7 protein-coding genes are annotated in these 20,712 nt (G+C 42.3%); all 7 read right to left on the bottom strand.

Features of this window, described 5'->3' with window-relative positions; translation table 11 throughout:
• Positions 1-215 precede the first annotated feature (215 nt).
• A complete protein-coding gene (locus V7K41_RS08305) occupies positions 216-3,683 on the bottom strand; it encodes a type I polyketide synthase (protein ID WP_334847152.1) in 3,468 nt (1,155 codons plus the stop codon).
• Positions 3,684-3,686: 3 nt separating this feature from the next.
• The gene (locus V7K41_RS08300) at positions 3,687-5,726 is read right to left on the bottom strand and encodes a non-ribosomal peptide synthetase (protein WP_334847151.1); all 2,040 of its coding nucleotides are present in this window, start codon (positions 5,724-5,726) and stop codon (positions 3,687-3,689) included.
• Positions 5,727-6,989: 1,263 nt separating this feature from the next.
• Positions 6,990-9,665, bottom strand: a complete 2,676-nt coding sequence (locus tag V7K41_RS08295; protein ID WP_334847149.1) for an alkaline phosphatase family protein — start codon at positions 9,663-9,665, stop codon at positions 6,990-6,992.
• A 407-nt stretch (positions 9,666-10,072) separates the two neighbouring features.
• Entirely contained in the window at positions 10,073-13,177 is a 3,105-nt protein-coding gene (locus tag V7K41_RS08290; RefSeq protein ID WP_334847196.1) for an esterase-like activity of phytase family protein, read from the bottom strand.
• Between the two features lie 342 nt (positions 13,178-13,519).
• Positions 13,520-18,961 carry a phytase gene (locus V7K41_RS08285; RefSeq protein WP_334847147.1) on the bottom strand — a complete coding sequence of 1,814 codons (5,442 nt, stop codon included), beginning with the start codon at positions 18,959-18,961 and terminating at the stop codon, positions 13,520-13,522.
• Entirely contained in the window at positions 18,948-19,157 is a 210-nt protein-coding gene (locus tag V7K41_RS08280) for a hypothetical protein (RefSeq protein ID WP_334847145.1), read from the bottom strand. The genes V7K41_RS08285 and V7K41_RS08280 overlap by 14 nt, the downstream gene beginning before the upstream one ends.
• A 411-nt stretch (positions 19,158-19,568) precedes the next feature.
• Positions 19,569-20,345 carry a COP23 domain-containing protein gene (locus V7K41_RS08275; RefSeq protein ID WP_334847143.1) on the bottom strand — a complete coding sequence of 259 codons (777 nt, stop codon included), beginning with the start codon at positions 20,343-20,345 and terminating at the stop codon, positions 19,569-19,571.
• Positions 20,346-20,712: the final 367 nt, after the last annotated feature.

Here is a 20,712-nt window from a genome sequence, read left to right as displayed (position 1 = left end):
CGAGAGGCTTCCGCCAACGCGCAGCGTCTCGTTAGAGAAGGACGCAAAGGACGCAAAGAGAAGGAAAAAATGCTTAACTGAACTGTATTGGATTACCAATGTTAATATTTTGGCGTAATCTTTGATTGTAAATTAACCAAATGGTTCGGTTAAAAACCTAACTTTCGGAGGTAATTGATATATCAATTTTTTATTAAATATTTACTACCCCCGCTTCAGGAAAAACTGGCAACTTGTAAATATTTGCCAGGTCGCTCAGTATCAGGAATATACCAAGCGGGGTTCCCTTGGGGATCTCGTCCTAATTTTGCATCAGGTTGCGGAGGACGATTGCGTAGGCTGTTATTGGTAACTTCTGCTGATTCTTTGCTGGTTTGGGTTGGGGGAACAGATACAGCATTTTGTGGCTTAATACTATTATTTTGAGATGTCACCGCAGGTACAATTGGAATTGTTGATTGGCTGTGATTAGCCAATAGTGCTAATTGCTGGCTCATAATTTGTAGCTGCTGATTAATCACATTTTCTAGGAAACTAGATGCAGCTGGTTGGGGAGAAATCTGAGGTGCAGATCCATTTGTATGAACTTCATGGACTACCAAAGTGGGTGATGTGGTTACAGGTGCTGGTGATGGTACTTCTGGAGTGGGGTCTGCAACGGTTTCTGTTAATCCTAATGTGGATAAAGCTTCGGGAGACAAGGCTTGATTGATTAAGTCAGCTAGCATTTCTAAATTCGGGCAAATTTCTAGTAACTGCCTAAGTGTTACCTTGACTTGAAATTTTTTCTTCAAAGCTAAACCGACTCGCATCAGAGATAAGGAATCTAATCCCATTTCTAAAAACGTTGTCGAGTCGTCAACACTAGCGATTTCCAATCCTGAAGTTTCTTCGATAGTTTCTTTGAGCAGGGGAATGAGTTTTTGCTGAGGAGATGTTGTCAGAGTTTTGGCCTTTTCTAATAACTGGGGATTTGAAAGTTTGGGAGTTGCTGCACGATTGGGATGAGGTAGAGGATCAATCCAGAAGCGTTGGCGTTCAAAAGGATAGGTAGGCAGAGGAATTCGTTGTCGCGTTTCTCTTTGATAGAAGTTGCTCCAGTCAATAGATACTCCTGCTAGCCACAGTTGTCCTACTGCCTTGAGTAATGCCGTCCATTCAGCTTCATTCTCAGCGTTATCACCTAGAGAAGGAATCGCCATCTGTTGTTTAATATCTTTTGCTTGTTGTCGGGCTAAGGTCGTCGTTGTGATTCGCGGCCCCACCTCTAACAGCAGTCGTTTTGGCTGCTGCCATAGGGTTTGTACGCCCTCAGCAAATCGCACAGTCTGGCGTAGATGTGTAGCCCAATACATCGGATCGGTTGCTTGCTGGGCTGTAATCCAGTCGGCGGTAACTGTGGAAACGAAGGGAATTTGGGGAGGCGATAATTTAACTTTCCCAACTACCTCAGCAAAGGGGTGAATGATGCTATCCATCATGGGAGAGTGGAAAGCGTGGGAAGTGTATAAATGGCGACAGATAACTTCTTCGCTTTCAAGTTGTTTTTGCAGAGCCGCGATCGCCTCTGTGGGACCAGAAACTACACACAAGGAAGGGCCATTAATTGCGGCGATCGCTAGTTCTGTACTCAATCGCGGCTCTATCTCTTTGGCTGGTAAGCGCACTGAGAGCATAGCCCCTTCTGGTAACTCCCACATGAAGCGACCGCGAGTTGCAACCAACATCAGCGCATCTTCTAAGGTAAATACACCCGCTATACAGGCAGCGACAAATTCGCCAATACTGTGACCAATCATCGCTTGGGGCTTGACTCCCCAACTTTGCCACAGTTGCGCTAGAGCATATTCAATGACGAATAATGCTGGTTGGGTAAAGCAAGTTTGCCGCAAGGAGATAGCCGCAGTTTCGCGATCGCTCGGTACAGGATAGATGATTTCTCGTAAATCCCTACCCAGTAAAGGTTTAAGGATTTCAGCACATTCATCTACTACCTCCTGAAACACAGTTTCGCGGTTGTAGAGATTCAGTCCCATGTTTACATATTGCGATCCTTGTCCGGGGAACATGAAGACAATGGCTGGATTGCGGACTTCTGTATGACGGGTATTTACTTGATTGGGATCTAAAGATTGCAGGGCTGCGATCGCATCTGTGATATCGTGACAAACTACACTGCGTCGGTAGTTGAAGGCTTTGCGCCCTCGCTGTAGGGTATAAGCTACATCAGCTAAGTTAATTTCGGCATTGTACTGTAAATATTGCCGTAAATTCGCTGTTACAGCCTCTAAGGCTTTACTAGTTTTTGCCGAGAGCAACAATAGCTGCTGTGGACGCGAAGATCCTGAACTTTGGATTTGTGGCGCTTCTTCTAGCACTATATGAGCATTAGTACCACCGACCCCAAAAGAACTCACACCAGCTCGCCGCAAAGTTTCACCCTCCGACCATTCAGCTAGTTTGGTATTGACATAGAAGGGACTGTTGGTAAAGTCAATTTTGGGGTTGGGAGCCTCAAAATTTAAACTAGGTGGAATCTTTTTATAATGCAGAGCGAGAGCGGTTTTAATTAACCCTGCTACCCCAGCCGCAGCAACTAAATGTCCGACATTGCTTTTAAGAGAGCCGATGGCGCAGAATTGTTTAGCATCTGTATGTACACGAAATGCTTGCGTCAGCGCTTCAATTTCAATTGGGTCGCCTAAGGGTGTAGCTGTACCATGAGCTTCAATATAAGAGATGGTTTCTGGGTGAAAGTTGGCATAAGCTTGCGCCATCGCAATGGCCTCTGCTTGTCCGTATACACTGGGAGCCGTAAAACTTACCTTATCAGCACCGTCATTATTGATACCACAACCCCGAATTACTGCATAGATGCGATCGCGATCGTTGAGTGCATCTTCTAAACGCTTGAGAACAACCACTCCTGCGCCATTGTTGAACATTGTGCCCTGAGCGCTGGCATCAAAGGGACGACAATGCCCATCACCAGACAACATACTGTCTTCTTGAGCCACATAACCACTGTTTTGAGGTGTAGTCATAGATACACCACCCGCCATAGCCAGATCGCACTGATAGCTGGTTAAGGCTTGGCAAGCCTGAATGACTGCTACCAAAGAAGTGGAACAGGCTGTATTGACACTGACAGCCGGGCCTTTGAGGTTAAGCTTGTAAGCAGCCCGGGTGGTTAAAAAGTCTTTTTCATTTGCTAGCATCGTTTGGAACTCACCGATGCGATCGACAATTTCCATACGTCCAGAAATGTGGTTAGCAAAATAAGTATTTTGACCACAACCAGCATACAAGCCAATCAAACCCTCAAAAGACTCTGATTCATAACCAGCATTTTCTAGGGCTTCATAAACCAACTCTAGAAAAACTCTAGCCTGTGGGTCCATAACTACAGCTTCCAGGGGATTAATGCCAAAGAATGCAGCATCAAAGGTTTCTCCCCCAGAAATGATTCCTTTAGCTTTTACGTAGCTAGGATCTTTGCAAAGGTTCGGGTCAATACTGGGATCTAGCTCCTCATCTTCAAAAAAAGTCGTTGACTCTAATCCCCCACACAGATTGCGCCACAACTCATCGACATTTCCAGCGCCAGGAAATCTTCCTACCATGCCAATAATGGCAACACCATCAATAGGATCTTGGTTCTCGGATGCTTGCATATTTACCATTGCTTAAACACCTTGTTGATGATTACGGCGACGAGCACGAGCGGCTTGTTGGCGTTGGGCGCGATTTTGCAGCTTGTCAGAAGACGGCTGGCTATTCTGGTTTGAATCCAAATAATTTGCTAAAGAGCTAATCGTTGAATACTGAAATAGCTTTACAGTAGGTAACTCAATACCAAGTTCCTGTTGTACTCGCACAGCAACTTGTAAAATTGAGATTGAAGTTGCTCCCAAATCAAAGAAATTATCATCAATCCCAACGCGATCTATTTTGAGCAGTTCGGATAAAATACCTGCAAGCAGTCGCTCTAAATCGCTTTGGGGAGCAATGTACGCTTGTTCAAGTTGCGGACGTTCTCTACTTGGTGCTGGCAATTTCTGTCTATCTACTTTGCCATTTACAGTCAAAGGCATTGATTCTAATAACACAAAAGCTGATGGCACCATGTAATCAGGTAGTCGCTGCTCTAAGAAGCTACGCAATTGATTGGATATGTAATTACTGTTCTGATGAGGAACAAAATAAGCAACTAACTGCTTTTCGCCTGTTTCTTCTTGCCGAGCTAGAACGACAATTTCGCGAACTTCAGGATGTTGAGCAATTTCTCTTTCAATTTCTCCTAGTTCAATTCGGAAGCCACGAATCTTTACCTGATGGTCAATGCGACCGAGATATTCTAAGTCTCCATTGGGTAAATATCTTGCTAAATCACCCGTTTTATAAAGCTGCGCCTTCGGATCGTTACTCCAGGGGTTAGCAATAAAAGCTTTCGCAGTCAAATCGGGCCGATTGAGATAGCCACGAGCTAAACCTGCACCTCCCACATAGATTTCACCAGGGACACCAACGGTAACTAACTGTCTATGCTCATCTAGCAAATATAATTGCAAGTCAGGAATTGGACAACCAATCACACTACCTGCTCCTGGTTTCAAATCATCTTCTGTGATTGGACGATAGGTAACATGAACAGTAGTTTCTGTAATACCGTACATATTCACCAACCTTGGAGACTCATACCCGTAACGAGTAAACCAAGGCTTTAAACTTTGAATTTCTAATGCTTCACCACCAAAGATTACCCAACGCAGAGCTAAGTTTCCAGAATCAGCAATTGTCTGCTCTGTGTGGATTAATTGTTGGAAAGCTGAAGGAGTTTGATTGAGAACTGTAACTTTTTCTTTACAAAGTAATTTATAAAAGGCTTCGGGAGAACGGCTAACTAAATATGGCACTACAACTAACCGTCCGCCGTAAATTAATGCACCCCAAATTTCCCACACAGAAAAGTCAAAGGCAAAGGAGTGAAACAGCGTCCATACATCATCTTGGTTAAAGTGATACCAATGTTCGGTAGCTTTAAATAAGCGCACAACATTGAAGTGATTAATTAATACACCTTTGGGCTTACCTGTAGAACCAGAAGTATAAATTATGTAAGCCAGATTTTCAGATGTTACTGAACTCGTGGGGTTTTCTGAACTGTATTGAGATAGGATTTCTCTGTCAGAATCAAGGCATAAAATTTGAGTATAGTTTTGAGGAAGATTATTTAATAAGTGCTTTTGCGTTAACAATACTGAAACTTGAGCATCTTCTAAGATAAAAGCTAGGCGCTCAACTGGATAATTTGGGTCAAGTGGCGCATAGGCTCCACCCGCCTTGAGAATACCCAACAATCCCACTATCATTTCTAAGGAGCGTTCTACACAGATGCCAACGAGGACATCAGGTCCTACACCTAAATTTTGTAAGTATTGTGCTAGTTGATTGGCTTTGATATTCAACTCACGGTAAGTTAACTGTTGGTCTTCAAACACAACTGCTACAGTCTCAGGTGTAAGCTCTACTTGTGCTTCAAACAACTGATGAATAGATGCTTGCTGAGTATAATTATACTCAATTAGTAGGTCTTTTTCGGATTTTTTCAAGATAGGTAATGTTAAAGTATCAGGTTCTAAGTTATTTTCTGATAATGAATTTTGGCACTCATCTGCTAATAATTTATTTTTATTTTGAGCCAATGAATTAGTTATTGATTTCATATTTAATTTTTGCAAAAAATATATTATTTTACAAAATGTGTAGTTTTTAAATGTTGCTGCATTTCTGACTCAAGCAATTTATGGGTTAACGATGCAGTTAATGTAACTACTAAAATATATAAAATCAGAATGATTACTGACTAAGAAATATTAAACTTTATTCAAAAATTTACATGAAAGACACTTTTGTATATTAACGATATAGATTTTTCGATAAACCAGTGAACTATCTAAATTGAGTACGATATTGTTCTGAGATAAATGAGTAACGAATAATTGGGTGTACTTAAGATAATATTGTTATTTTTAGTACTTATATAAAAAATAAAATTAAAATTGATAATATCAGGAGATCCTGATAATCATCATACATAATAATTAACACCTATAAGAATAAACTTACAGTAAAGTGAAGATTTAGATATTTACGATAATTACTATTTAAAACTTTCAGCATAAACATAACTTAAAATAAAACCGCTCAAAATAAAAAAGAAGTCAACACATAAATATCCATTAATTAACCCAAGTTGCTAGTTATCAAAAAGCGCCTGAATGTAAGTAAAAATTTGGATTTTTTAGTATTTACCAATACTTTAAAATGTGCTTTTTGTATCATGCAAATACCGTTTACGACCCTTAACTAGCAACTTACGTTAATTAAAAAAATTACTATATGAAGTTATACTTTTAGCTAAATTAGGTATGAGATAACCAACATAATAATGTATGAAAATTAATATAGCTGTAACACTACGCAAAAATGCTAAAACCTTTATATGCTTAAGCATTAGTATTCTTACTTACAAAGTATAGTTCTGTCGTTAACTCTGAAATTATATTAAAAGACGAATTTCGCAACAAATTATGCCGCAATTTTACAATGTTTGTACGAAAGGGCACTGGCTCTAATATTTAGTTCTCCTATTTTCACCTATTTCCTCAAAATCGTAGTTAGTTTCAATACATCTTCATTAAAAATTAAAACTTTAGAGATGTTTGCAATGGGAATATTAACTGTACGTAGACTTATTTTCAGATAACAAGAATAATTAATACCTTGAGGAACAAAGAATACAGCGATTTTAGCAATTAATAAGTAATGTAACCCCTTCGAGGTAGGTTGGACTCCAGCGAACCGACAATAAGGTGGGCATTACAATGCCCACCTCACAATAACGAACTATTTGCTGTAGTCTACGTAATTGAAAACCGCTATTTCAACTGATAGTTATTTTTGCCAAGCTGCACTAAGCGAACAGACTAAGCCACAACACTAGCAGCAAAAACGAAGTCATTTGCACTCAGACTAGTTGAGGTAATTTGTAGTAATGAAGCCAACTCTGTATTTCCGGTTTTTATGATAGTATCAGCACCCTGTTGCAATAGGGTTAGGGCACTAAACTGAGTCACGCCAATACCGCCCAGCCCGATTTTATCAATACCGATCGCAAAATCAGTTACAATGTTCTTGCTAATTGGCAGACTGGCGTTAGCAATCCAGAACTGGTCAGCACCAGCACCACCATTCAGCCTATTACTACCCTGTTGACCAGCAAATAGCACGTCATCACCATCGCCACCAAAGAGCGAATCATTCACATTAGAGAAGAGTTTGTCATCTCCAGAGCCACCGTAGAGACGGTTATTGCTACCGTTACTGGTAAGGGTGTCGTTACCTGAACCACCAAATGATAATTGACGCGAACCTTCAATTACTGTCAAATTATCAGCACCCGCGCCTCCAAATAAATTATTACTACCATTGGCTTCAACTACAGTAACTTCGTCATCACCATTACCACCATCGGCACTAGTGTTGCTAACAGGGCTGTTTGCACCAATCAAGATTTGATCGTTACCCTCTCCTGTGGACACCGAGGAGTCACTACCGACTACCACCGTGTCATTACCGCTTCCAGTCTGGATTGTGTTACCTTTAGTACCATTTACAAAGTCTGCTCCGTCACCTGTAAATAAGGTTTGATTTGGCTTAAGGGTGACATCATCACTACTGGTAGAACCAAATTGAAGGTCTAGTGTTGTTAGTCCAACAGTGCGACCATCAAACCCTGCGGCTGTAAAGTACTGAGTATTGCCTACACTCTGAGAATCCAGAATTGTTGCTTGACCATTAGTAGTTTCTTCCGAAGTCAAGACTTCTTTAGTGGAGGGAACTACATCCGGGCCTCCCACCAGTGCTTCTGTAATGGCACGACCTTTCAAATCGCCATTACTGGGAATTTCTAACCCTAAAATACGAGCAAGTGTAGGTGTTACATCAGCATTACTGACGGGTGCATAGTCCACATAACCTTGTTTAAAATCAGGGCCAATAGCCTCCATATTATTGAAGGTATCACCTCGGCCAAAGCTGCCATGCATCCCCTGCCCTTGCTGCAAAGTTGTATCAGCAATTTCTACTTGAGCTTGAGGGTTGTTTGGGTTATTTGGGTCGGTGCTAAAGGTTTTGAAGTTGATAACTATAGATGGAACTGGTGTTTGAGCATCACCTTTTAGCCCGATCGCACTCAAAGGTAAAGCACCTGGGATGTTTCCATAAGCATCGTCTACAAAAATACCACTGATGTAGTCTTTTTGCGAAAGCAAATTTACTACCTGTTTAGCTAAATCAGCATTGCCATTAGGCAGATAAATCAGGTCAGAACCACCATTGGCAGCTACAACTATTTTTGTACCTGGGTCAAGTTGGCCATTCGTTACCTGACCTGTACCTCCAATTACACCATTTCCAGAAATAGGACGTTGACCTTGTGTAGCATCAACAGTGGCATACTGGATGTGGTTCAGGTCTGGGGGAAGAGTCGTAGGGTTAGGATCGTATAAGGGTAGACCTAGATCGTGAGCTAAATCAATCGCAACAAAACCTGCGGGTAAAAATCCCGGATTTACACCTGCATAAGTTTGGGTGGCAGCATAACTTGTAGTTTTTGTACCTTGGCTATCAATAGCTTGTTTGCTGATGGTAGAAAAACCGTGGTCGGAAGTAATAAAGACATCAGTAGTCTTGTCCAAGCCTGTACTCTTGAGATAGTCAAGAAGTTGCTTTAAATTATCATCAGCATTTTTGACCCCAGCTTTGGAAGTAGGGCCGTTAATACCTGGTGTCAAGGTGTTTAAGCTATCACCTTGATTGTGTTGACTACCATCGGGATCTCTCGACCAGTAAACCAATGCAAATGGTTTATCATCTTCCTGAAACTTGGGTAAAATTACTTTGGTAGTGGCATCTGCAAAATATTGTTGTTGAGCCACATTGGCATTCAGGGTGCCTGGAGTTGTGTTGTTCCCAGCTGGTTGGACTCGTGTTGTCGGTTTTACATCTAGACCAGCGGCTTGTAAGCGATTGACAATATCTGGATCGAGTGGAACACCAGAAGGCGAACCAGCAGCTGTAGTCGGCGGTGTTGCACCATTTGTAGTGTCATCAATAATAATTGTATCGGGAGTAGGAATAGTACCCGTAGTACCACCTTCTCGGTTAACTTGTGTGACATCTTGGATGGCAACTGGTCCTAATTTACCAACGGCTGCGGTGTTGAAACCCTGCGATCGCGCGTAAGCTAATAGTGACTCTTCATCTAAAAAGTTGTTACCGGGGAACTTTTCATCGATATCCCCCAGAACCGCATCATTTTCAATAAATGGCGTGACGCTACCATTGGCATTAGGGCTAGGAAAACCAGTGTAGATAGTGTTACTAAAGTCACCTGTATCACCAAGATAATGTCCCGTGGCGATCGCAGCAGCATTCGGGGTGGTAAATGTCGGAAACAGCGAATGACTATTGGCGAAACTAACTCCTTGCTGACGGATGCTATATAAAGTTGGGGTATCAATGGGGTTTACAGAACCGTTACGCAATCCATCTGCAACAAAAATAATCACATTTCTACCGTTGCCGTTTGTATCAGCCATACCGATTACTCCTTAAGTATTATGAGCTACGAGCGATGCCTACGGTTGGCTACGCCTACGCAGCAATTGTGTGTCTATAGACTGAGCGATTAATTACATTCAACCCAAGCAAAAAATTATTGGCTACAGAAACCTAAGTAGTATTTGGCGACAAAATGCTTAGTGTCCACACAAACTAGTGCAGACAATTAAATGAACTTAATGGTTACTGTTTCAAAAGATAGTTTTTCAATGTTTAAGGAAAGTTATAAACAAGTTAAGATTTGGGACAAAAATTAGAATAATTTTTAAATAAAAAATTACTAATACATATAAAAAGCGGGGGAATGATATTCCCTCGCATTAGCAAAATCGCTACAGCTTAACTAATGAATGAATGTTGAATCTAAGCAGTAATCATCTTTTGGCTAAACGACACTAGCAGAAAAAACGAAATCATTTGCTGTAAGGCTAGTTGCTGTAATTCCCAGCAACGAAGCCAACTCTGTATTTCCAGTTTTCACGATAGTATCACTACCCTGTTGCAACAGTGTTAAAGCACTAAATTGTGCGAACCCAACACCGCCAAGCCCGATTTTATCAATGCCGATCGCAAAATCAGTCACAATATTCTTGCTAGTTGGCAAACTGGCGTTAGCAATCCAGAATTGATCGACACCAGTACCACCACTGAGGCGATCGCCACCCCCTTGTCCAGCAAATAGCACATCATCACCATCGCCACCAAATAGGGAGTCATTGACACTGGAGAAGAGTTTGTCATCGCCAGAACCACCGTAGAGACGGTTATTGCTACCTTGACTCTTGAGAGTGTCGTTACCTGAGCCACCGAAGGATAATTGACGCGAACCTTCAACAATTGTCAAAGTATCATTACCTGCTGCCCCAAGTAAATTATTAGTACCATTGGCTTCTAGTACGGTAATTTCATCATCACCAGCACCACCATCAGCATTAGTGTTGTTAGCAGAACCATTTGCGCCAATTAAGACTTGATCGTTATCGTCTCCTGTAGACACCGAGGAGTCACTACCGACTACCACAGTGTCTTCACCATTCCCAGTCACAATTGTGTTACCTTTAGTACTCTCTACAAAATCTGCTCCGTCACCTGTGAATAAGGTTTGATTGGGCTGAACGGTAATATCATTGCTAGTAGTGGAGCCAAAATTAATTTCTTCAGCTTGAGGTTGACCTAAGCCAGGAGCAAGGTTAAGGGGCTTCTCTAACTTCAGTTCTAGAATCTCATTGTTGTCTATGACTGGATTTTGAGGATGGTTTCCAGGACGACCGATAGAGAAGGGATAGTTGTTGTCATTAGCTACCAAAATGGTATTTTTGTCAACAACCAGAACATTTTCAATGGTTTGGAATGGGAAGTCGAAGGTAGTTTTGCCATCTCCATTGAGGTCATTAGGATCTTGGATGTTTAACAAGTCTGCAACTTCTTCTTTAGCGACATAGCCATTAGAATCTGTTTTAGACAAGTCTATTTTGTAGATCCTCTTAAATTTAGCCGCAGCCCCTTGATTGTTATCCCGTTCAATGACTAGGTACTCATTATCATTAATGACTGCTAAATCCCCGATGGAATTTGACGGATTATCCAATCTGTAGGAGCGTAACTGCTCGCTGTATTTGTGGCTGGCTAAATCAAATTCGTTAATCCGCAAAGCACCAGGAGTATCACCTTGGACTGTCCCTTCTAGGAGGAAGTAAAGCTTGGTTTTGCTGGCGTTAATTGCTCCACCTTCAAAACCTTTCGAGCTAGCCAAGTTAGCAAAAGCATCTCCTGAAAGTACATCGGGGTTTTGTGGCGATCGCACTACATTATACTGAGGATCGTCTCTAAGTTGATCCCGTACTTTATCCCCGATATCTGGGAAATCTGTAAATAGCGCATCTACACCTAATTGGTAGAACTGTTGGATCTCTAGCTCTAGCTTACCTTTGTAATCTGCTGCTAAATACTGATCTTCCGCCCGGAAGGTGTAAGGATGAACTTGCAAACCAGCATTGTGAGCATCTTGAATTAGGGTTGAGGCAGGTAACGTTGTTTTATCAGCATCATTGACTGCTCCATCCCCATTCACATCATCAGCTTTGCCATCACCATTCGCATCAGTACCTTTGACACTAACAATCATCCGCTTCCAAGGGCCAATGCCATCAGCATAAGTGGCAACTTCAGCCAAGCCTTCTGGAGTTCGTAAGTCGCCATAAGTGCGAGTGTCACCACTGACTTTCAAATCATAAGGCTGACTCTCGATAATCTTGCCGTTGATGTCAATATCACTGGCATCTAGAAGTTGGATAAGTGGAATATCTACCCCTGCCGCAGGCATAATGCGATCGTGCAGTTCTTTGAGGTTACTCACTTCAAAGGATTGGATGAAGATGCGACTGGGGTCAGTGAAGTTATTTGCCTTGAGCGCATCAATTAGTAACTGACTGATGTTTCTGTTAATTTTGTTCGTGGTGCCGACATAGGTGGCTTCATCGGCCAAATAGGTCGGATGCTTAGTTTCAGGGTAGATACCAATCTTTTTACCTGTCTCGGCTTCTACTTGCTTAACTAGGTTGATGATTTCTGTGAAGGTAGGAATTTCAAATTTATCGTCGAAGGAATGATCTCGGAAAGGTAGACGTTCTTCTGCGCGTAAAGTTTTGATTTCAGCTAAAGTGAAGTCTTCAGCAAACCAACCTGTAATTGTGTTTCCATCTAAACTTACTGTTTTTTTGCGATCGGCAAACTCTGGATGTTTGTAAACATCTGTGGTTGTGTTGTTGAAATTGACAGTGCCATCAGCATTCAAAACTGCTAAAGCTGGCTCATGGCGGGCAATTAGCACACCATCTTTTGTCACAACCAAATCAGGTTCAATAAAGTCAGCACCGCGCTCAATTGCTTGCTTATAAGACTCTAAGGTGTGTTCTGGACGATAGCCAGCTGCACCTCTGTGACCAATAACTTTAGGTGCTTCTCCATCTAAAGTTTTGAAGCGGTCAGGTGTAGCGATGGGAGCTTCTAACAACTTACCAGTGGTATCAAAATGCAGCAAGTATGGGCCAAACTCGTCTCCAATCCAGATTGTCCCATCTTTATCAAAGACGAATGACTCTACATCAAAGTCTGCACCAGTTAGTAATCTGTCATTAGTTCCTTCGTTAACAATTCCAAAAGGAACTTTGTGGTTAGGGTCAGACAGCTGAATATAGTCTAAAACTTTAACGCTGCCGTCTCCATTTTCTGTTCCCTTAAAATTTGGGTCTAGACGATTGATTCGCAATAGAAAATCTGCACTATTATCTTTGCTACCGTAACCGTTATCTGACAGGAAGTAGAAAGAGTTGTTGTTAGCAAATTGAACACCACTAAAGCCTTGGATTGGCTGTCCTGGGAAAGGTCCGGTTCTACCATTCGCTGAAACATCTTCGCCAGAAGCAGGCCCATCACTAAAAGTATCAGCAGGTAATGAGGCAAAGCCTACTAACTCAACTTTTGGTACTATTGAGGCAAACATCAATTGATATCTCACTAGAACGTTTTGGTATCAAAATTAACGATGAGAATCGCATATTAATTAACATACATAGCCAAAGTTGTGAAAAAATTGTGGGCTGGTTAAGAAATCTTGTATTGTAATCTTGCACCTAATCGGCGATTAACAACTTTATACGTATTTTTAATTATATAAAGGTTATTTTCTGTACATTTATATGCTCCATTTCTTGTCAGTTTCGTCAGATAATAATTTATTTATAACCCTTATCTTTAATTGCTTTTGCAATAATAATGGAGTACAGCTTTATTAACTTTGGTTGTGTAATAAAGCTGTAACAAGGCGAACAAATTAAGCGACAATACTGGCAGAGAAAACGAAGTCATTTGCTGTAAGGCTAGTTGCTGTAATTCCCAGCAACGAAGCCAACTCTGTATTTCCAGTTTTTACGATAGTATCACTACCCTGTTGCAACAGTGTTAAAGCACTAAATTGTGCGAACCCAACACCGCCAAGCCCGATTTTATCAATGCCGATCGCAAAATCAGTCACAATATTCTTGCTAGTTGGCAGACTGGCGTTAGCAATCCAGAATTGATCGACACCAGTACCACCACTGAGGCGATCGCTACCTCCTTGATTAGCAAATAACACATCATCGCCATCGCCACCAAACAGGGAGTCATTAACATTAGAGAAGAGTTTGTCATCGCCAGAACCACCATAGAGACGGTTCTTGCTACCGTTACTCGTGAGGATATCGTTACCTGAGCCACCGAATAATGATTGACGAGTACCTTCAATTACTGTGAGATTATCATCACCTGCTGCTCCAAACAAATTATTGCTACCACTGGCTTCCACCACGGTAATAACATCATCACCATTGCCACCATCAGCACTGGTATTTTGAACTGAGCCATTTTGACCAATAAATATGCGATCGTTACCGTCATTTCCGAAAACTGAAGAGTCGCTTCCTGCAAGCACTGTATCATCACCGTTTCCAGCCAAGATTTTGTTATCTTGAGCGCCTTCTACAAAGTCTGCTCCGTCACCTGCATTAAAGAATTGTCCTGGTTCAAGATTGACAGTATCGCTGTTGCTAGAACCAAAACCGTTCGGGAAAGTAGGCTCTACAGTCGTCAGGTTATTGGGTAGTTCAAGAATGCCAAGTTTCTCAGCAGCCGTATTACCCGTAATGTTGAAGTCGTTGTCGTTAATCAAGGCTAGGGTGTTGGGTGCGACCAATGCTAGACCTTCTAACTTTTCCACCCCGGTGTAACCCAACTGAGCAGCATTAGCAATCAAACTCTTGCTGACAGGGGTAATATTGGCAGTAGCTAACTCCGCAGAGGTCAGTTGTTCAATAGTTTTACCAGCGGGCAAGGTAAAATTAGCAGGGTTGTTGATGTTGGTTGCCCCAGTTAAATCAATTTGGTAAATTAATTTATTGCCAGCAGACGTATCATTGTCATCTCGCTCAACTACTGCAAATTTGCCATTATCCAAGGAGACTGCATCGCCAATCTTATCAGTTCCTGGTAGACCTTCTAAGCGATATAAATACTCTCCTGTTACCTGCTTGGTGACAATATCAAACTCCAGAATTCGCAGGTTGAGAGAAGCTTTGGAAGTCGCATCATTGGCGACATCTGGATTATCGATCGCACTTTGAATAAAGGCATATAATTTATTACCTTGGAGTGCTACAGCTTCAAATCCTCGGTTGTTGCGACGTTGGGCATAAACTGCTGGCAATACCTCAGTACCAAAAGTTGCCGCTGGTTGATCTGGGTTGGGTGCAGTGGCAGTTCCTTGAGGGATAAAGCGGTCAATTAGCTTACCATTAACATCAAAGTGGTAAATGGAGGGACGATACTCATCTACCATCCAGTAGTCACCATTTTGTGCAACTGCAATTCCCTCTAAGTCTGCACCCAAAGGATCGTTAGGAAGAACATTATTATTTAAGTCAACGCCAATTTCATCTGTGTAGGCTGTGCCATTTGCCCCAGCTTGCAAGTTTGGTAGTCCCGTTAATGGCGTCGTTCCATCTTGGCGGAATAATCCTGTTCTGTTGGTAATACTGATTTCACCTGTGGTGCGGTTGAGTTCAAAGCTAACTATTTCTGGCTGGAAATCGGGTAATAAAAATGGTCTTTTGACACCATCAGGTTCTCCATTGGGGCCGCGGTCTGTGTTGGTGACAAATTTCAGGTTGCCATTTGCTGCAAACCCTTGGAAATACAACCCAGAAAAACCACCCAAGAAAATATCTTGATTTTCAGAGGTTGTGCCTAGTTTGGGTAAGTTTTCAAATTCATAGATAGTCAGTTTGGGTTGGGCAACGGGATTGCGAGGATCGTAACTAGTAGTGTCGATATTTAAAGAATTGGGGAAAGAATTGGCTATATTTTCCCAAGGCACCAGCTTAAAGTTAGAACTGACGTTTTCGCCATCGATAGTTTTGGCAGGTTCATTGGAGCCGTCTTGGGTGACAAATAAACCAAATGGGAAGTTAGGCCCCAATGGCACGTTAATGACATCGGCACCATCTGACTCTTGGACGCTATCAATTGATCCATTGTTACCAATGGCAAAGTTACCTACGTATTCGTTATTACCTTCACGAGTGTAAGCAACAAAGGTACTATCGCCTTGGCTGGATGCTAGCAGGTAGCCTGTACCGTTTTTGCCGTAGTAAATGGTCAACCCTTCAGCGTCATCGGTGAGGTGAGAACCACCTTCAAAACGAACGCGATCGATTAGTTTACCTGTTGTGCCACCATCTGGTTCTGCGTTGAATTTCCAGATGCCCACATCTTCTTGGGCTATGTAGAGAAAGCCGGTTTCTTGGTCAACCACCATACCCTCTGTTTGAGGAGAACGCTCTGCTGCGGTGGGCGAGGGGATGGTGAACTCGCGCACTAGTTCTGCTCCAATTTTGCCATTACCTTTGTCAATTAGCTTGAACTGAGCTATGTCTCCAGTTTGGCGACGACTGGTAAAGACATAGTAATCATTAGTTTCGGGGCTACGGTATAAGGTAAGTCCGTAAGAACTGCGAGTGGATGCAGAATAAGGAGGTTCAAAAGGTGATGCTTGGAAAATAGTACCAATATTGCTATCGGTGATATCTTCCAAATATTGTCCGGGAGTGTTGGGGTTAATTTTGAAGATTGCTAGTTTATCATTTTGGCGATCGCTAGCTACGGCAATATCAATAGATTGACCGCCTAATTTAAAACCGTATTGCAGATCAATGTTGTTGTAGCGAATGCCACCAGGATTAACTGTTTGCAACAAATTACCAGACAGGTCATAAACCCGCAGTCCAGCATTTTTGACTGAGGTTAATACTAAACTATCAGCAGCATTGGTGGCATTGACATAGATGGCAGGGTCATCAGCATCAGCATCTCGATCTACAGTAGGTAATGCTGGATCGTCATCGTCAAATAAATCGGGGCGGGTTTCTAGTGTAGGTGCAGCAGTGGGAACTAAGTCTGCACCCAAGGTGAGGATTTGGGTATATTGGGCGCTGCTAAAGTTGTTGTCACTCACCAGTACAATGGACTGACGACCATCTGCTAGTTTGGGGCCGAAGGCAAGACCTTCTATATTATCTACTCCTGTAATCGGGTGATTTGCATCAGTGGGCAGATTGAGGTCAGTTAAATTCAACAGCAGACGCTTTTGGGCGGGTTTAATAGCTGCTAGTTGTTCAGCACTCAAATTATTGAGAGAATCGTAGAAACTAATGTCAGTTGCACCTTGCAAAGAAACTTCGTAGATTTTGATGGTATTGCCTACACCTTGGGCAAAGGAGCGTTCTAACGCCAGGAAAGTACCACGATTATCTATTGCCAATAAATCCGCCAAACCATTGTCAGCAGAGCCTGTGCTGGGGTTTGGTGCTTCGGGAATAGCATCGGTGATGTAGAGATATTCTTTTTCTGGTTGTCCAGTAACCAAATTGTATTGCAGAATCCGAGAAGGGCTGCCATTAATAAGTGAAGCTTTTAATCCATCTTGGGATAGTGCGTTTTCGGTGGCCGTGAATAAGGTTTTCTGGTCAGGTGTGATCGTGAGGCTTTCAAAGGCTAAGTTATTGTAAATACCTGATGTCTGCGTATCACCTATATCTACAACGCCGTCGTTATTGGTATCTTCAATCACTGGTAAGAATTTTCTAGGGACAGGAAGCGATCGCACTTCTTGCCCTGTAGTCAGCGAAAACTCTTTAATAAAGGGATTAGTAACGCGACCAGCAGTAGGATTAACTTCGCCCTCGGAAGAGATGAAAACAGTCCCATTGTTAGTTAAAGCAATACCTTCTGTGTCGAGGCTATTGGTTGCAAAAAAGTTGCCTTTGGTATCTTTTAGGGGAGTGACATTAGTAAAAGTCACTCCAGAATCGGCAGTGAAGGTATAAAAACGGGCAGGGGCAACTTGGGAGCGATCGTCTGAGATAGCGTAATAGCGGTTATTCGCAGCATCATAGGTAACACCAGATAATCCACCCACTGGAGTCTGTACCCCATTCACAGTTCCCGCCGCGCCAGCAGGAATAAAGCCAGTAACGAAGGTAGTTTGTTTTAGAAATCCTATACTGGGAATGGTTTTACCTGCTTCAGTTGGCCCAGCTTGTACATCTGCAAACACCAAGCGATGGTCAGAACTGGGGAAAGGAAAAGTACCTACTAAGGGAAACGTCGAATCGGTATTTAGAGGCCAAAATACTCCTGAGTCGGCAATTGTTAGATCAGTTGAGGGTAGCACATAGTCAGTCCGCAGGTTTCCAGGAGTGGTATCGGCAAAATCTGCCGTGTCAAAGCTAGGATTACCTTTTTGGCTAGCGTTTGCACCAGCTTGTAAGTTTGCTTGTTGGAAACCACCTAGACTGGTAGGAATGACATTAGTATTGATATTAGGATTTTGCAACAGTTGGCGAATAGCGTTGTCAAAACTATCACCATCCAATGGATCTGCATTTTGGTCGCCTACAATCACAAAGCTTGACCCAGCATCAATACCACCTGTTTTACCCTCGTCATCATAAATGTAATTACCATTACCAGGGGTAACATAGTCTGCCCAAAAGCGGATCTCGTCATGGTTGCGCTTACCGTTGCGGTCTTCTGCGCCATCAAAAGTTGGGGGTGTGGGGTGGCTGGCGAGGATGTGAATTGTCTCGCCGTTTACCTGGATGGGTACATCCCAGTGACTTTTAGAAGAAAGGCGTAGACCTGCCAATTCCTTGTCAGAATACCAATCATTTGGCTGTGGGGTTGTCGGATCGTCGGGAAGCAAGGCATTGGGCATATCCTTCCAAAGGAAGTTTTGGAAGGTGCGGATGTTGGCAGTGTCAATGGGATATTTAGACAGCAGCAATATCCCATATTGACCAGGGAAATTCCCGAATCCAAAAGCATCATCGCCATATCCTGCTGCACCTGGGGTTGTAACTGCTGTGCCGTCGTTGTTTAAGTCAAACCCAGAGGCAATACCTGTATTGGAAGGAGCGATATAAAAGTAGGGGTAGTCAACGGGAGTTGTACCATTCTGGCTAACGGCTAGGTAATTTTGCCGGAATAGTTGAACTGCCTCCGGGGAGTAGTCAAACTCGTTAATTAGCAATACATCTGGGTTATTGCGCTGGATGATTTCTGCAACCGCCTTTGCCTGAGCATTGTCAGGGGTAGACAAATCACTGACTAACTGACCTTCAGCATTACGGTTTAAAGAAGCGTTGAACTGAGAAAAGCGAATTGTATTAGTAGTTACCATGTTTAATTCTGAAATAGATTCCAGACGTGAATGGAAAATATGACTCTCCAGTGTTAAAAGCTGTAAGGCTAGTAGCTTCATTATTGGTGAAGTAAATGGTAGTATTCGGATCTATATCTACAAATGTGACAAGAGACCAGCCATCTTCATCGGCATTGAAAGAGATAAAAGCAATATCGCCTTGTGTCAAAGCCATTAATAACCTCCTTCAATTTATTTTGTACTGTTTAAAAACCGCTTGAAAAGCCAGGATTCAGGAATAATTTGCAAACGTAATCAAGTCACATTGACAATCGCAATATCACTATCAAAAAAACTATTTTTTAGTAAAAAAAGCTACGTAATTTACTAGTATTAATCCATATTCAGCAACCTCAATTTATCTCAGAAACGTTAAGAAACCGCTAGCAAAAGGTTAAAAGAACAAATATTTGGTAGTGAGTTGCCCTCAGAATATACAGTTGGATGTTAGACCCCGACTTATTGTAATAAGTCGGGGGACAGCAACTTCACGCCCATAAAAAAAGGCGGACAAGATGCCCGCCCCACAATAAGTAGTTGGATATTTTTTATTTGAAAGTCATTTTGTATTGAAAGCCACTCTTGCTTACCGGAACTTACCAGGATTTAGACGAGCACCGTTAGGTTGAGACTGACGACGAATTGCTACTCCACTCCGCAAATTGTTTCCAGTACCGCCATCTTGGCGATCGAGGAAAGGTTTCAAATTAATCGCACTTCTAGATGAACTAACCCGATTATTGCCACCGCCTAGAAGTGTACGTCCTAAATTATATAATTCGTTGCCTCCACTACTGCGATCGCCATAAGTGTTAACGGCTATAGTCTGCTGTCCACTGTCAGCAGTAGTCAAGTTTTGAAAAATGCTATTGCGGATAACATAGGGATCTTTCCCATTGGGGACTGTTAGCACAATTCTACAGGTTGGGTTAGTTTCAGTTGTGACGCAGACAATATTTTCGTTATTTTCTACGGCTGTCTGGAGTTCTTGTAAGCCATCTGGGCGATAAAGTTCTAAACGGCTAGCAATTGCTGCACAACGCCTTTGTGCATCCCAACCACCGCCCAAAGCCGCAGGCGCTGCCCAAGGAAAGAATTGTCCTGGTTGACTTTGGGGCTGATACATGACAGTATACTGTCCATTGTAAGTCTGACAAGTAAACCGAGTTGTACCGTCAGATGAGGGTGGTACGCCTGTCGATGTGTCTATTGGGACTGGTGCTGATGTGCCGCCTGATGGTACTGTTGGTACTACTACACCATCGCCATTAGAATCATATTGTGCCATTGCTGCCGAATTGCCCAGACACAAAGATAAGCCAAGACTGCCCAAAGATATCAACCGCAGCATTTGTGATGACATAATCATCCTCCAGGAGAAATAAGTAGGGAATTGATAGTTTAAGTGACGAATAATTCTGGCTTTTGATTCAGCAAAAACTTATTTTTTTATCTCGTGCTTTTTTGTCTGCGAGTAGCTTTTTCACCCGTGCTTGAATTTTTGCATGACATTCCACTTTTTCGTAGACGTAACGATTCTAGCTATTATGGTTAATTAGGTTTTCTAAATTACTCGCTCACACCGCCTGGGTGCGAAAAATTCGTTTTGTGCTGGGGGCCACCTATCCATAATATCAGGGTAAGCTCATCTAATTTGGTATAAAGAAAACTTGACAAATCAAAGAAGAAAAATCATAGACGAATGTGTAAACAATGGACTTGACGACCGA

This window comes from Nostoc sp., from assembly GCF_036917415.1.
GTDB lineage: Bacteria > Cyanobacteriota > Cyanobacteriia > Cyanobacteriales > Nostocaceae > Nostoc.
Note: the sequence above shows the minus strand (reverse complement) of the source record. Positions and strands in the feature narration are given on the sequence as shown.